The organism is Streptomyces sp. NBC_01176, from assembly GCF_045039825.1.
Classification (GTDB): domain Bacteria; phylum Actinomycetota; class Actinomycetes; order Streptomycetales; family Streptomycetaceae; genus Streptomyces.
In genome coordinates, this window is record NZ_CP108601.1 from 313,803 (window position 1) to 330,526 (window position 16,724).

At 70.6% G+C, this 16,724-nt stretch carries 1 protein-coding gene (only partly in view); it reads left to right on the forward strand.

The features are described 5' to 3' along the window. Positions 1-16,724, forward strand: the 5' portion of a protein-coding gene (locus OG199_RS44910) for a hypothetical protein (RefSeq protein WP_405834979.1). The gene runs 42,214 nt beyond the window's last position; only the first 16,724 of its 58,938 coding nucleotides appear in the window; the start codon lies at positions 1-3; the stop codon falls past the right edge of the window.

A 16,724-nucleotide genomic window follows, 5' to 3' on the forward strand; every position in this document is an offset into this window, starting at 1 on the left:
ATGCAGCAGCGTGTGGTGGAGCCTCATGTGGAGCTGCAGCGGGACCTGCACGAGTTGCAGAACCTGATCGCGCAGGTGTCGCACTCGGTGGAGGGTGCGGTGGAGGGTGCCTGGAGCGAGGCGTACGCGCGGGCGATGGCGACCTTCGGCACCGGGGCCGGGGCCGATCAGATCAAGGCGCTGGTGGATACCGCGGAGCAGTTGGCCCGGTACGGGGAGAAGACCCGGGCGGACGCGGCGTACTACAAGAACATGATCGTCATCCAACTCAACCTGTTCTTGGTGGAGTGGTCGCTGATCATGGCGATGGCGGTGTGGAATCCGTTCGGTGCGCTGGTGGAGCAGGCGGTGCTACGGGCGACCTATCAGGCGATCCTGCGGAGTCTGATCTTCCGGTTTCTGATGGGGCTTGCGGCCCAGGAGGTGCTGAACGTCGGGTTGGCGGCGGCGACGCACGAGTTCGCGAAGTGGCTGACCCAGGAGCAGGGTTACACGCTGGAGGATTCCGACCAGCTGTTGAAGCAGGCGGTGGGGTTCGGGGCGTTGCAGGGTGTGTTCGGTGCGTTCGTGCCGTTCGTGGGCGGTGCGCTGGGGGGCTTGCTGGGCAAGGCGTTCGGGCGGGATGCGGCCGGGGCGGTGCGGGGGGCGGTGGACGCGGCGCTGGCCGATGCGCAGCGGGTCAAGGCCGCGGGCCGCGACGTCGCGGGTGAGGTGGCGGGTTCGGGTGTGAAGCCGGTTGCCGCGGATTTCGGGCGTGATCTGGCGGAGCGGACGATCAATCTGGCCCGGGTGCTGGGTGAGGGCCGTGCCGGTGCGGTGAGTGACGGGCTTTTCGCTGATATCGGGAAGGTGTTCGAGCTGCATCTGGCCGGGGCGATGGGGGCTGTGGCCGCCCGCCGGTTGGGTGAGGACTGGGCGCGGGCGTTCGCGGGGTCGTTCGGCAGCCGGGGGATGGAGGCGGCGCTGGCGGTGCCGTTGCGGGGGCTGCCGAGGCACATGGGCGGGCTGCGGGGGGCGTTGTCGCGGGAGGTGGCGCGGGCGTTCGCGCCGGACTTCGGGCGCAAGGTCGCTTCGCTCGCGGGGGAGGCCGTCTCGTGGGGCGGTGCGATGAACCTGGCGGAGGGCACCTACAACGCGATCACCACGGGCCGGTTCACGACGTCGCTGGCCTCGTTCACCTCCGGTGCGTTCGGCGCGATGCTCGGGCATGCGGGCGCGCATCTGGGGGGCAAGGCGGGCTGGAAGATCGGCTCCGCCCTCGGTCTGCGCAGGCCGTCGACCGTGTCCGGCGCGGGCGCGGGCGGCACCGACGCGGGTACGGGTGCGGAGGGCGTGAACGCGCTGCCGGGTCCGGATCATCCGCTGATGCGGCCGGCCGCCGACCTGCGTTTCACCCCGCCCCGTACGGTCTCCGACGGCCCCTCGTACTACCGTCCCGCCCAGGACACAGGACTCCCGGCCGCCACCGAGCCGGCCGCCGCGCACACGAGTACTGATACGCAGAACACGGGTACCGGTATCGGTTTTAGTACTGATACGCAGAACGCCGGTGTTCTCGCGGGCCGTGCCGACGACAGCGCGGACGTCGTCGACGTGCGCGCTGAGGATGACGCTGTGTACCGGGCGCTTTCGGAACGGCTGAGCGGACTCACCGCCACCCCGGGGACCGTCAGCCCGGTGCAGGGTGGGATGTCGGGCGGACCGGTCCAGAACGAGGGTATGGACGTGTCCGGCGGAGGCTCGGACGCGTGGGGGCGGTTGGGGCGTCTGTCGGTGCCGTCGGGTCCGGTGGGTGCGTTGGGTCCGGTGCCGTCAGCCATGGCCGGGGACGGTGTGGTGCCCGGGGGTTCACGGACGCCGGACGCGAGCGTGGGGCCGGACGTGTCGGACCGGGGCGCGGGGCTGGACGGCCCGGTCCAGGGCGAGGTGTCGGGGGTCCCGGTTCGGGATGTGGATGATGTTTCCCGTGGGGACGCGCTGGGCCAGCTCAGCGGTCTGTCTGTGCCGTCGCAGGAGTTGCCGCGCAGTCCTGTGCAGAATGCGCCGTCGGTGCCGGTGGGGCGGCCGGTGTCGTCGGTGGAGCAGGTGCGGGGGGCGGTGTCCCGGCTGGAGTCGCTGGCCCGTGAGGTGGGTATGCCGGCTGGGGAGCGGGCGGTGTTCGCGCGGTCGGTGCGGGACGCTGCCGAGGCGGGCGACTGGCATCAGGCCGCCGGTGAGGTCGCCGCGTTCCGTGACGGAATCCGGATGCAGGATCTGCGGGGGCGTTACGAGGCGTTCAGCGAGCAGGTGGAGGGCGGGTTCGGCCGACTGGAGCCGCTGGGTATCGACCACGGTCAGTGGCAGAGCAGGGCCGACGCGGTCCGTGCGGCGTGGGCCACCAGGGACCCGGACGTGGTGGATGGTGCCCTGCGTGATTACACCGCGCTGATCGAGCGGCATGTACCCGCCGATGTTCTGACGGGCCGTGACCTGCCGACGCATCATGATCCGGATCTGGCCCGGCTCCGGCAGGAGTTGACGTCCGGGGCGGGGGGACGCGACACGCTGGGCGAGTACCAGCGGATGAAGCCGGTGTCGGAGAGTCTGCGGGACCGTCTGGACCTGGCGGTCTCGGGTGGGGAGGCGGAGCAGCGGGAGGCGGTGCTGCGGCAGCGCATGCTCACCGCGGACACCCCGGAGCAGGCTGCGGCCGCGGAGCGGGAGTTGCGGGACCTGCGGGAGGCGCAGGAGTTGTCCGCGCGGCTGGACGCGCTGCGATCCGACGCGCCGGATGCGGACAGCCCGGACGGAATCGACGGGTTGCAGCGACGCCTCGACGCCCTGCGCGACGACACCCGACCCGACGAACACGAGGACGCTCTGCGCCGTCAGGTCGACGCGGCCACCACCGAGGAGGACCGCGCGCAGGCGACGCGAGAGCTGCAGGACTACCGCGACCTGCGGCAGTTGCAGCAGCGTCTGGACACTCTGCGCGACGACACCCGGCCCGACGAACACGGGGACGCTCTGCGCCGTCAGGTCGACGAGGCCACCACCGAGGAGGACCGCGCGCAGGCGATGCGAGAGCTGCAGGACTACCGCGACCTGCGGCAGCGTCTGGACGCCCTGGAGCAGAACGACACAGAAGACGACGGGACCGGCCCGCAGTCGGAGGAGGAACTGCGTCAGCGGTTCATGGCGCTCACCGCCGACGACACCGGCGCGGTGGCGGACCTGCGCCGCCAGATACTGGACGGCACCGACGAACACACCGACGCCCTGAACCTCCAGCAGCTTGGGGACCTCCTGGACCTCCGGGAGACACAGCGCCGGCAACACGTCGCGCGCCTGGAACAGGAGCTTGACACCCTCACGCAGCAGCGGCAGGCCGGACACCGGGCCCTGCTGGAAAACCTGCACGCACCCACCACCGACCCCGGCGGAGAGAACGTACGGGCCGGAGAAACCCCGGAGACCGGGAGGCGGACCGCGGACGACCGGACCGGCCCGGACGGGACCACGGACCGGATCGAGGTGCGCCGACGTCTGGACGAGGTGCGGACCGAGTCGGAGCGGCTGGCCGAACTGCGCCGCGAGATGGGCACGGCCCTGCCACGCCTGGAACGCGACGGCCACCTCGCACGGATCACCGACCGGGGCCTGACCGCGCGCAACGAGCAGCAGAACTCCGCCAGCCGGCCCGAGGACCTGGCACCGCGGCTGCCGTCCCCGCCCACGACCCACGCCACGCCGACCACCGCGGGCCGGTCCGGTGGGACGGCCGACCCCGACGTGTCGCAGGCGGGGTCCGACCCGCGGGCCGTGTCCGACCCGCAGGCCGACGCCCGGGAAACGGCCGAAGCGCAGGAAACGGCCGAAGCGCAGGAAACGTCCGATGCGCCGCCCGTACTCGACACGTTCAGTTCACCGGTTTTGCCGGACGTCCCGAGGACCGCTCCCTCCGGCCAGGACGGCCGGAATGCCCCCGGGCGGGACGCGGAGGCGTCCGCCCGGCGCGTCCCGGGTGTCGGTGAGGAGATATCGGAGCTGCAGCGTCCGCCCGCCGGACACGAGTCCACCGACGAGCGGGAATCCGTTCCGGGCGGCGAGCAGGACGTCGTCGTACCGCTTCTGCCGCCCCCTGCCCTGTCGGGTCCGGACGCGCTCCGCGCAGCCCTCCGCGTCGACAGCGGTGGCGGCGCGCTCACCCCCGAAGTCACCGGCCGGGACAGCGAGCCCCTCAGCGACGACGGCCGGGCCTACGACGACTCCGACGAGTCCACCGTCGCCGAGGACACCGACTCGGAGAGCACCGTCGCCGAGGACACCGAGGTGCCGACCACCGGTGTCGAGGCCGGCGACCGGACGAAGGCCACGCTCCCCGGCGTACGGCCCGATGTCCCCCTTGTCGCCCCGGGCACCGTGGAGACCGGTCCGGACGTCGATCCCGCGGTCGACCTGACGGTCACCGGGTATGAGCCGCTGTCGGCGGAGCTCCCGCCGCAGGCGTCCGGCGCAGGGACCGTGCCGGGGCACGTCCTGGGTGCCGGCGAGGTGCGGACCGACCGCGGGCGGCCCTTCGGTGGCCGCCCGGGGCGGCCGGCGGAGGGTACCGAGGCCTTCGTGTCCGAAGCAGGCAACGAGGGCGAGCCGCCGACCGTACTGCGGCCTGCGGCATCCGGGGAGCGCACGGACGTCGGCTACGACTGGACCTGGTACCGCGACGACGCGACCGGCTCCGAGGTGCTGAGGCTGGTCCGGCGCGTTCACCTGGTGCCGGACGACGTGAGTCCGCAGGAACTCGGGCGGCTCCAGGAGTCCCTGACCCAGGCGGTCGTCCAGATCCTCAACGCCCCCGGCTACCAGCTGCCGCAGCAGCAGCCCGACCAGGTCACCGGCGCCCTGGCGTCCGGGCCGCGCCTGGTTTTCGACGTCGCCTTCGCGGACCACCCCGACGCGGCGCACACCACGGTCACCGTCCGGCCCGGCCTGCCCGACAGCAGCCGGCCGATGGTGCAGGGCGTCTGGTACACGGGTGTCCACCCGGTCGGCCTGCTCCACGAGTACGTGCACGGCTTCGGTGTCCAGGACGACGGAACGGACAGCCGTGTGCTGCTCAACCCGGGCGGTCTGCGCCCGGTGACGGTGGCGCCGGGCACGGTGAGCCTGATGGGGCCGCTCGGCGGCCCGGTGTCGCCCGGGCAACTCGTCCTGTCCCCCGAACACCTGCGCCAGGTCGCCGAGGTCATCGCCCCCTACCTGCACCGGACGTCCACCGTTCCGGCACCGGAGCACGTCGCCCCGGCCGGGGCACAGGACACCCGGGCGAGGGCGGCCGACCTCGAGCCGGCCATCAACCTCGACCTGGTTCACCATGGGGCACAGGACGGGACCGCGCCTGACCGTACGCAGACCACCGAGCCCCTGCCGGACGCTGTCGACGGCGGCGCCGGGACCGCCCCGGCCCCGGCCGAGCGCGAACACGCCGAGTTCGAGCAGGCCGTTGGTGTCCACTACCACCAGGACCCGGCGGCGCTGAACGCCGCCCGCGTGGCCGTGCGCCGTCTGTTCGACGTGTTGCGCGCCGCCTACCCACAGCACTCCAAGGACGTCCTGGCCGCTTCCTTCGTCACCACCGACCCGACCAGTGCGGGCCAGGTCGGCCCCCCGTTCGACGGCTCACCCGCCGTGTGGCTGGACGCGCTGCTCACCGACGGCAGTACGCGCGAGGTCATGACGGCCTTCTTCAACGCCATCGGATGGAAGGCGCTCTACGAGAACGATCCGTCGGTGCCGAGTCTGACCGCCGTGCTCCGGGAGCTTCTGGCCGCCCCGCGGGACGCTTCCCATGGCCCGGTGTCGGCACAGGGCATGGACCTGGCCGCGCGGCTCGGACTGAACCGGTCCTCACTGGAGGCGTACGCGGCCTTCCTCAACGGCGGACCACGTGCGGAACTCCTGCGGCGCACCCTCGACGAACCGGCCTGGCGCGACCAGGGGCACCTGTTCGAGGAGGGGAACCCGCTGGCTCTTGGCAGCCTGGCGGGTCACCGGACCGGGGACTCACTGAAAGACCCCCTGGAGATCGTCGCCAGTCAGTCCTCCCGCGTCGAACGGCGCGAGGAACTGCGGACAATGACCGGGCCGAAGAAGACTCCGAAGGACTACACCTACCTGGGCGTCCCGCTGACCGGGCGGGAACGCACGTTCCTCGCCCGCTTCTCCCCCCCGGTCTCCCTCCTCGGCGTCGACGTCGAGGAAGTGCCCCTGGACACGCTTGAGTTCGACCAGAACACCGGTGAGCCCGTGCTCACCGAGGTACTGGCCCGGCCGGACGTGGTCACCGTCGAGGTGCGGCGCAGGTCCACCCCCGCCACGGCGTCGCTGGGCTCACACGTCGATGTTCCCGCCGCACTGCGCACCGGCGGGCCCGTAGAACGCGTCGTCGCCCTCGTCCGCGGCCGGTACGCGCACCCGGAACCCCGGGCCGGGGACCTCGTACTGGAAGGAGAGCAGGGACCGGAACTCCCGCTGGGCTGGGTCGAGGGGACGGCCCGCTTCGATCTCGACGAGCGGTCGCCCTGGTACCGGGAGTGGCACGACGCCAAGGGCATGCCCCTGGTCGCGGGTGTCTCCGGCACTGCCCTGCGCATGCTGCGGGTGTTCCAGTGGCTCGACGCGGAGGGCGCCGACATCGGCGACTTCCGCAAGGCGCTGATGGGCTGGATGCTTCCGGGCCAGGACCACTCGCTGTTCGAGATCATGCGGGCGTCCTACCTCGCGGACGCGGCCACGTCCGAGGAGGTACGGGGTCTCCACGGCGACGTCCGGGACCTGTACGCGATCCCCGGACTCGTACCCCCGCACCTCACGCCCCCGGCTCCGCGCCCGGTCACCGAATCGGCGGACGTCGCTCCGGCGGTGGACTACGCGATGGTGCACCTCGAAGATGCCGAGAACCCGGCGACGGACGACGAGTGGGTGCCCGGTGACCTCCATGCCGAGGCCGAGGCCGAGGCCCTCGCGTCCCTGCACGTCGAGGTCAATGCCCAGCTGAGGCAGCTGGGCTGGTCGCACGTGCCGGTGGACCTGGACACCGTCCAGCGGGTGAGGGGGGAGCTTGCCTCCTCGGTGCGCGGACCGGAGCGGTCCGTGGCCTACGAGATCGCCGGCCGGATCGCAAACGGTGGTGAACCCCTCCGGCTGCCCGGTGGAGCCATCGGTTGGGAGATAGAGGACCGGCACCTGCTGGTCTTCGCGGGCGCCCCCATGAAGAAGGGAACGGTGCTGGTGAGGGGGCATCACCTGGAGATCCAGATCGACCAGCGCCCCTTCTACCGCCTGTACGACGGCCGTTTGATCGGGGTGCCCGACCGAGCCTGGCAGGCCACCCCGCCCGGTGCCGTTGCCCCCCAGAGGGAAATTTATGGGATCCCGGAGGTTGTGGCGGCCCCGCATCGGGTGCTGGCCGAGGAAAGCCGCCCCCCCCTTGAGGACGGCGTACGCTGGGCCGAGCATGTGCGGGCCCTTCTGGCGTCGGTGGACGCGGCCGGCCGGCCGGTGCCGCTGACACTGCTGTTCGCCGAGTCCGAGGGCTGGGCGGTGACCGAGCACGGTCGCAACGTGTCCGTCGCCCCTGTGGTGGACGGCCACGCCGACGAGGCGTACCCGCAGTACACGGTCGGCGTCCCGCTGATCGGTGGCAACGGGGTTCTTGACTTTGTCGAGACGAACCTCGAGAAGAAGTGGCAGCAGGTCCTCGCCGCCGAGGGCAGGGCGTTCGGGCGGCAGGTGGCCGCTCTGTACGCGAGTCGGCTGTACGGGGGTCCGGTCGGAGTCAACCTGCTACCGTTCCTGCGCGCGGTGCCCGGGATCGACGAGGTGTGGTTCTACTCGCGGCTTCTGTTCATGCACGCCACCGCCGTTCCGCTGCAGAAGCGCTTCTTCCCGGCCTATCTCGTCAAGAACATGCTGTGGGCGGCGCTGCGGACGCCTTTCGGCGACCTGCGCCACGGACTGCGTCCACAGGTCCGCGCCTTCTTCGAGGCCTCCGACGGGGAGATCGTGCGGCTTCTGGTGCCGTCGATGCAACTGGCGCTCACCCGCCATGCCCGTAACCACGGGGTTCCGGCGGGGGACCTCAGCGGCATCCTGCGGGAGACCTCGTGGAGTGGACTGCCTGTCAGCGACTACGTCACCGCGGCGCTGCGCGGCGAGACGGCGTCCGGATCGCAGGTGAGCCAGAACGAGTCGGTCGGCATGGACGACTACTTCGGCCTGGACACCAACGACGGCCGGCTGCCGGTGGGTCTAAGCCTGCTGGAACTGAGGGAGTTCCGGTCCAAGGACGCCACCGCGGCGCAGATACGTCAGGACCTGGCCGACATCGGGGCGGTGGGGGCGAGTGCGTACAACCGCGCCCGGACGTCGCCCCGCTCCGCCGCCGGTGAGGGTGACGCGGTGGGACGGCTCGTCGACCATCCGCTGCTTCTACGGGTCGCCCACATCCTGGAGAACCTGACGCAGTCCCCTTCGGGAAGTCCGACGCGCATCATGCGCAACCTCGTGCGGGAGCGGATCAGTGAGGCCGTCGGGGCGTTTCTGCTCAGCGGTGAACTGGCTCCGTTCGTGACGACCGAACTCCGGGCCTCCGTGGACAGACTGGAGGGGTATCTGCAGGGGCTACAGGTTCAGCGCGGGGGTGCTGATCTGTTCACGAGCATGCTGACCGTGCACGGGTTGGCGCGTGACCTCCTGTCGGACCTGGAGCGTGCGGCGACGGCGGGGAGGCGCCCGGGCGACCGCGCCACCGCTCCCCAGGCCGTCGCCTCGCTGGGTCACTCGCAGACCGGTGCGGATCTGCCTCCAGCCGTGGACTACGCGCTGGTCCATCCCGATGACCGGGACTTCGTGGTGCGCAGCGGTGCGGAAGAGGTGCTGTGGCGCCTCTCCGACCGTGATCCGGTCGAGGTGTTCCAGCAGGGCTTCGCGGCCGACGACACGGCAGCGCACGCGCCGTTGTGGGAGTGGGCGGTAACAGATCCTGACGCCTCGCCCCAGGTGTCGACGACCCGCGACCATGCGTTGTTCCGGAGGAAGCGGTTCCGCTACCGGATCGTTCCGGCGCTCAACGACGTTTCGACGGGTGCGGACGTGAACGCCACGATCGCGCGTCGGCGTGGAGCGGGTGAGCTGTCGCCGCAGGAGCCTTTCGATGACATGGCGGAAGGGCAGTTCGGCGAGGCGTACGAGGTGGCGTTCGCCGGGATCATCGCTCCGCGGGCGGTGGTCAGTGTCTACGACCGGGTCACTCGGCAGACCGGTGTCTTCAACTGGGAGACCGGTGCGGTCGCTTGGATTCCGGGCGAGCTGGATGCCGGCACACATGTCGGGTCCGAGGACGAACTGTCTCCGTACGAGGCCTCGGACATGGCCACGGGTGTGGCCACGGGTGTGGCCTCGGCTGTTGTGGCGGATGGTCTGAGCGATGACGCTGCGGTGGGGGCTGTGGCTGCCGAGGGGGCCATGGGTATCACCGGCGTGGCAGGCGTACAGGGGGCGGGTGCCGCCGCTCTGGGTGAGCGGTATGGTGCGGGTGAGGTGCGCACCGACCGTTGGATTCCCTTCGGTTCCCGCAGCCGGGCGGACCTTCCGGAGGCCTTCGTGTTCACGGTGGCGGGGGACGGCAGTTTGCTGTCGGTCCAGCGGCCCCCGGCGTCCGGTGAGCGCACCGAGGTCGGTTACGCGTGGGTGTGGTACAGCGGCGCCACCCCGGCCGACGGTGTGCTGCACCTGACCCGGCGCATCCACCTGCGTGCTGAGGATGCGAGTCGTGAGGAGATGCGGGGTGTCCGGGAGGGCCTGGTCACGGCTCTGCAGGCCTATGTCAACGAGCGTGGATATCAGCTGCCGGTGACGCAGCCCTTCCAGGTCGCGGGTCCTGGGACGTCCGGTCCGGTGCTGCGGGTGAGTGCGGAGTTCGTCGGCAGCGAGGAGGCCGCGCACACCGTGGTGGAGGTCCGGCCGGGCCGGCCGGGGATGTCTGGCGGCATGGACCAGGGGGTCTGGCACGCGGGTGTGGATCCGGTCGCCTGGGTTCACGAGTTCGTCCATGGTCTCGGTGTACGGGACGACGTGCTCGACCGGCGGGCGTTGCTGGCGCCGGGTGGTCACGGTGCGCAGGTACTCGAGGAGGGCGACTCCAGTGTGATGGGCCCGCTGAGTGGCCTGCCCCAGGAGCAGCGGTTCCGCCTCACCCCGGACCATCTGGCGCAGATGGCCGCGGTGTTCGTGCCCTACGCGCACGCTGGTGAGATCCCCGCGTTGCGCGGCGAGGTGGTACGGCAGGCCGGGGCGCCCGTCGGCGAAGGACATGCGCCCGACCAGTCGGCTGCTGTCGACTACCAGTTGATCCACCCGAAGGACGACGACATGGGCGTGGAGGAGAGCCAGCCCACCGATACGCTCTGGCGGTTCTCGGCGGAGGAGCCCGAGAACGTCTTCGCGCATGGCTTCCGCGCCGACAACGTCGCCAACGTGGTGGACCTGGACGAGTGGGTCCGCAAGAATCCCTACGCCCAGTTCGTGTCCACCACCCGGAACGCCGAACTCTGGTACAAGAACAAGCGGTACCGCTACCGCGTCGCCCCGGCCCGCAACGGCGACACCACCGGTGTCGACGTGATCGCCACGTTCCAGGAGACGGCTAATCCCCTCGTCGGCGTCGTCGAGCCCGAGGCGGAGGTGGCGTTCACCAGGGAACTCCGTCCGGAGGCGATCGTCGGCGTCTACGACCGGCAGGAGGACCGGACCGGCACCTTCGACGCGACGACCCGGACGATCACCTGGCGCCCCGGGGGCCGTGACGACTGGATGGCCGAGAACCCGGCGACGGACACCGCTCCGGCGGTCGACTACACGATGGTGCACACGTATGACCGGGACTTCGTGGTGGAGAGCGACGGGGGGGAGACCGTGTGGCGCTTCTCGGGCGCCGAACCGGATCGGGTGTTCACCGAGGGCTTCACGGCGGACAACCCCTCCCAGGTGGTCACCGTGGAGGAGTGGCAGAGAAACCTCGCTGCCCCCTACGTGGCCACCTCCCGCAACCCGAAACTCTGGTACCGCAACAAGCCATACCGCTACGAGATCAGTGCGGCGCTCAACACCGACCCGACCGGCGTCGACGTCAACGCCACCCTGCGTGCACACGGCGGGAAACCTCGGTTCTCCGAGGAGGAGGAGGTCGCCTTCACCAGCAGAATCGATGCGGAGGCCGTGGTCGGCGTCTACGAACGCCGATCCAACCGGACCGGCACCTGGAACGAGGACCGGGGCACGGTCACGTGGACGAGCGGTGACACCAGTGCCGAGGCGGCCCGGGTTCTTGGCCTCTCCAAGGACGCTGTGGCGGTGGAGGCGGCCGCGGGGATAGGCGTACCGGCAACCGAGCTCCCCGCCACCCCGCCCGACACCGCCGCGTTCGCCTCTCACCCGTTCACCACGGACACCGCACCGGCTGTGACGCACGGACCGGACCGCGGTCCCGTGGCGTCGGACGGATTGACCGGGGCCGTGGACGCGACAGCGGCCGAGAGCGATCTCGCGCTGCGGCTGGACGTGGACCAGGAGACGGCGCGAAAGCTGCTGGAGAAGGCCGCCGCGCTGTTGCCGACGGGCCTGGACGCGCAGACGCCGGCACAGCAGGCCGCCGTGCACCAGGCGCTCGTTGCGATCGCGCAGGAGTTGGCCGGGTTCGGCGATTCGCTGGTGGGGGACCTCGCGAAGCAGTGGGCGGACCGGATCTCCGGCATGAGCTCATTGCCCCCGGCGCCGCCCACCGGGTCGGCGCTACCCACCGGTGCGGTGGCTGTCGCCCAGGGCGGGCAGAGTGCCCGGCGGGCCAGTGGGGCGCGGTATCCGGCGGTGGACCAGGCAAAGCTGATTAGCTGGTCGGAGGAGTTCGACCGGGCACGCGTCGACGTGGAGGGACGGGAGTCCGCCGATCGGGACTCGCTGCTGCGGGAAGCCGTGCGGATCATGACAGGCCGTCACCAGCCGCCGCCGATCGACCGGACGGAGCCGTCGGAGGGGGAGGAAGCCTACCGGGAGCTGTACGACTCCATCGCCCATGCGGTGGCGTACCGGCTGGCCCAGGGCGGCGAGCAGCAGGCGGAGCTCCTGTCGGAGGAACTGCGCGTCGAGTTCGGTACTCAGCAGCGGTATGGCCTTCCGGGCGGCATGCCTCCCCGAGCGCGGAACGCCCAGGAGTCCGTGCCCGGCACGGCTTCGCGCAGCGGTGCCCCGCCGACCGACGCTCAGTTCACGAACTGGTTCCGCACCGCTGTGGCGCAATCGCTGCGTGCAAGGGGCTACCGCCCCGACCTGGTGGATCAACTGATGGGACCGCTGGCCAGGGTGGCGAGGAATACCTGGCACGAGGCGTGGCCGGTCAAGCAGGCCGCATTGGTGCTGGCGGCCCTCCCGGAGTGGGGCGGGGACGGGTACGGCGCCACGTTCCACGCTCTGACCCGGCCCGAACGCGTGGAGGTGATCGAGGCGGTTGCCCTCCAACCGCGTCTGGGGAGGCTGCTGCATGCGCACCCAGACCTCCTGAAGGAGGTGTCCGAGTCGGACACCGTGCTGGATGCCTTCATGGAGCTGCCGGACTACATCCTCACCACGTACATCCGGAATCCGAGGTACGTCGAGGACCTGCTGATGCGGTCCGACAACGGACGACGCGAGCTCATGGAGGCGATTGCGGGCGAGCACGATGCCCCTACGTCACTGCTGCGCGCGCCGGGACTGCCTGCGGCGCTCCACCGGAAGGTTCCGCTGATCCTGGCAGTGGCAGTTCCCGGACCTGTGGCGCAGATTGTCTCTCTGTTTCCCCAGATAGGTGAAGTACTGGCGGCACAGGCCAGTGTGAGCAGTGCGGCGGCGTTCGCCAACGAGTGGTCGCTGAGCGACGCTCTGCTCCACGCGTTGGCCGCCGGAGTCGACGTCGACTTGGTGGGCCTGCTCGGCAACCGGCCGTTGCGGGCCGCGTTGCAGGCGCATGCCGGTCTGGCGAAGCTGCTGGTGAGCGTGCCGCGGCTGCTGGCGGCGGCCATGAACGACCACCTCCGAGTGCTGGGGATCCTGGCGCGGGGGCCGGAGCTGGTCGACGTTCTGGAGGACCTGCCGGCGTTTGCGGGGCGGCTGGCGCGCGATATGGAGTGGCTGAGCGCGGCGGTGGACAATACGGCCGTGGCCGTGGCCCTGGCGAGGCGGCCGGCCCATTTCGACGGGGTGCCCGACGACTTGCTGCTGCTGGCACTGCAGGAGTCGGAGCCGCTTCCGCTTCCGTCCGCGTCGGCCCCATCCGCGTCGGCGTCGCCGCTGGAGAGGGCCAAGGCGGCCAGTCCCGGCCTGCGCGCGCTGCTGACGGACGAACCCCATCTGGCGCGTCCCTTGCAGGAGAACGGGGTTCTGGCCGAGACGCTGGCGCTCCACCCTCATCTCCTGAACACGCCTTACGAGTACCGGCGTCTGCTGTCCGCTTCCGGAACAGGGCTGATCCCGCACATACGCGAGGGCTCCCCGCTGCTGGCTCCGCATTTGCTGCGTTCCGCCCTGCGCCACGAAACGGTCCGGAAATGGTTCTTGGTAGTGGGCGACCGGCTGGTCTCGGCTCCCTCCTCCGACATACGCCGCAGGATCGCGCTCGAGGCCGAGGCGGACCCCAGGGTTGGGAAGATGCTGTTCCAGATCCCGGCACTCGCCGGTCTGTTGAGCTTGGGCGCGGACCTGTCGAGGTTCAGCATTCTGCTGAAGGGCTGGGCGGCACGGCCCGAGGACGAACGCATCTTCACCAAAATTATGCTTTCGGGCGTCTACGGTGCCCTACTGAAAGTCTCCGACACGCGTCGGCTTCTCGACGTGCTTTTCCAGGATGACGCCGCACTGATCCGCATATCGGGCAAGCAGGCGAAGCTCCTGAACGTACTCACCGACGACATGGTCGCGAATCTGCAGGCCCATCCGCAGGTGGTGAAAGAGCTGGCCTCCCGGCCCGCCGTGGACATGTCGTTCCAGCACTGGCAGGCGTTGTTCGGCGACAGCTCGATGCTTGCCGCGCTCGGCGATTCGCGCAATGAGACCGTGCTGAGGCTGCTTGCGTCCGCGCCGGAGGCGCTCCGTGAGGCGGTCGCGCGGCCCGGTTTCCTCGATGCGCTCGACAAGCGCCCGATCCAGCAGGCCGTGCAAGACGCCGCCGCGAAGAAAAAAGGGAAGAAGAAGGGCTGGGCCGGCGGACTGGTCAATGCGGTCCAGCAGCATGCCGGTGAACCCAGGCTGTCGCCGGAAGGTGTCGAACTCGGCGAGGCAGACCAGTTCTTCGCACGCTCATGGAGCCTTGCGCAGGACGACGCCAATGCCGAACTCCGTGCGTTCCTGAAGAAAGTGAACGAGGAGCAGCGGCTTGCGAAGCTGCTGGCCATCGACGCAGCGGTCCGGGGGAACAGCGAACTGCTCAACGCGGCGAAGCAGAGCCCGGCCCTGGGCGCGGCCCTGTTCACCAATGCGGAACTCGCGTTGACTCTGGAGGCCAGGCCAATGCTGCCGCGCCTCCTGGACCGCACCTCGGGGTTCCTGCCCCTGCTCAAGGCCAATGAGGACCTGACGAAAGCGCTGCGCACCAACGACTATCTCTACCGCTACATGATGGAATTCCCCGGTCTTGTCGAATTCCTGATCGACAACGCCGCACCCGTCCGTGTGCTCGTCCAGAACCGGGAGCACTCGCGGCTTTGCTTCCTGGCACCGGAGATGTACCGGATGTTGAGTGCACGGGACCACCTTGCGCGCCTGGCGAACAACAGTGAGGACGTCACGCGGGTCTTCGCGGACCGTGATCCGGTCGCTCATCTGCTGGCGGAGCCTGCGGCGGACGTGTTGGCCGCCGAGTTGTACAAGCTCCTCGCGTTGCCGGGTGGGCAGGATGTGGTGCGTGCGGCGGTGAGCGGTGTGCACGTCACACGGGCGCTGGTACGTGCCCCGCAGCACGCCGAGCTGCTGTGGGACTTCCCGGGGCTGGCCGCCGAGGTCGCGGACCACGCCGGTGTGTTCCGCAACGCGGACCATGTCGAGCGCTTCCTGACCGCCGACACGCTGCTGGATGCGCTGGACGAGCGTCTGGACGAGCGTCCGGAACTGGTGGCTGTGGTGCTGGGCGATGCGGACCTGCTGGATACGGCGCTGCTCAACCCCGGTGTGGTGGAGGCGCTGGCGGCGGACGCTCAGGTGGCGCGACTGCTGACGCGTCGTCCGGAGGTACACCGGGTGCTGCGGGAGCGGCCGGAGACGGCGCAGGATCTGGCGGGTGACTCGCGGACCTTGCGGCGGGCGCTGGAGGGTGTGCCCGGTCTCGCCCTGTTGCTGGCAGATGTGCGCCGGGTCGGAGAGGATCTGCGGGCGGCGCCATGGCTGGTGGACGCGCTGCTACGCAGCCACGCCCTGGTCGACCAGGCGCGCGTGAACAGTCCGTTGTGGCGGGCGGCGCGAGCCAGTGAGGTGCTGGCCGGCCTCCTGACGCGGCAGGTGGCGCGGAGGCTGGTGGGCCGGGACGCGTTGCTGGAGGAGCTGGCGAAGCGGCCGGGGCCCCTGTCGGATGTCGGACGGGAGGATCTCGGGCGTCTGCTGGCCAACACTGATCTGACCCATTTCCTTGACGGGCACGCGTGGTTCGCCGGGCGGTTCCTCGAGGACGCGCGGTTGCGTGCCCGAGCGCTGGCGACGCCTGGGCTGGCAGGTGACCTGCGGCGGCTGGTGGTTCGTTCGCCGGAGCTGTTCAGGGAGGGGGCCCAGCAGGCGCTGCTGGAAGAGCTGGCACCGGCCGGCCCGTCGACGCCTGCGGCGGAGACGGGCCGGGCCGGGGCCGTGCAGGCCGCCGGTGCGAAGGGCGCGGGCCGGGCCACCGGGGCGGCGCGTCCGGACGGGAAGCGGGCCGTAGCCGTGCGTACGGCGGGGCCGGAGGCGGTGTGGGCACAGGCGCTGGCGTCGATGCCCGAGGTGGCCGGGCTGCTGCTGGACCCACGGAGCGCGGAGATGGTCCGCGAACTGGGCAGGCATCCCGACCTGCTGGTGCTTCTGTTGAGCTCGGCATCGGTGCTGGAAGATGTGAGTGCCCGTCCGGAGGCGTGGCGCGACTACGCGTTCGGCGAGTTCCTGGCGTCCTCACCGGACGGCCGGCTGGAGGACTTCGACGGCGACCTCCAGACACACCTGGACCAGGTGGGCGTGGTCGTCGAAGGCACCTATCACAGCCGGGTGCGTGAGGAGTCGCTGAAGGCGTGGACGCGTGCCCGCGCGGAACGGGACGCACAGCAGGCGCGGGTGGCCGCGGAGGCGGCGCAACGACTGCGAGCCTTCCGGCCGGACGATCCCGGCACGTGGGAGTACGGCGGGCGGCCTCTGTTCACCGCCGATGTGCGCCTGACGGACCCGGATGACCTCAAGGTCGTGAAGCGGGTGGCGACGGGGGAGTTGCGGCCGCAGGAGAGCGAGGTGCGGCCCAACAAGGCGCTGCACGTGCACCTGCAGGGCGGCAGCGGCGGCGCGTCGTTCGCCTATGTGCTCGGCGCGGACGGCATGGTGGACGTACTGGTCTATGCGGTCAGCACGCGCCGCAAGGACAACAGCTACCGCTGGGACGGATCCGGATCGCGCTATGTCGACGGTCCGCTGGAGATCGCTGCGGTGCA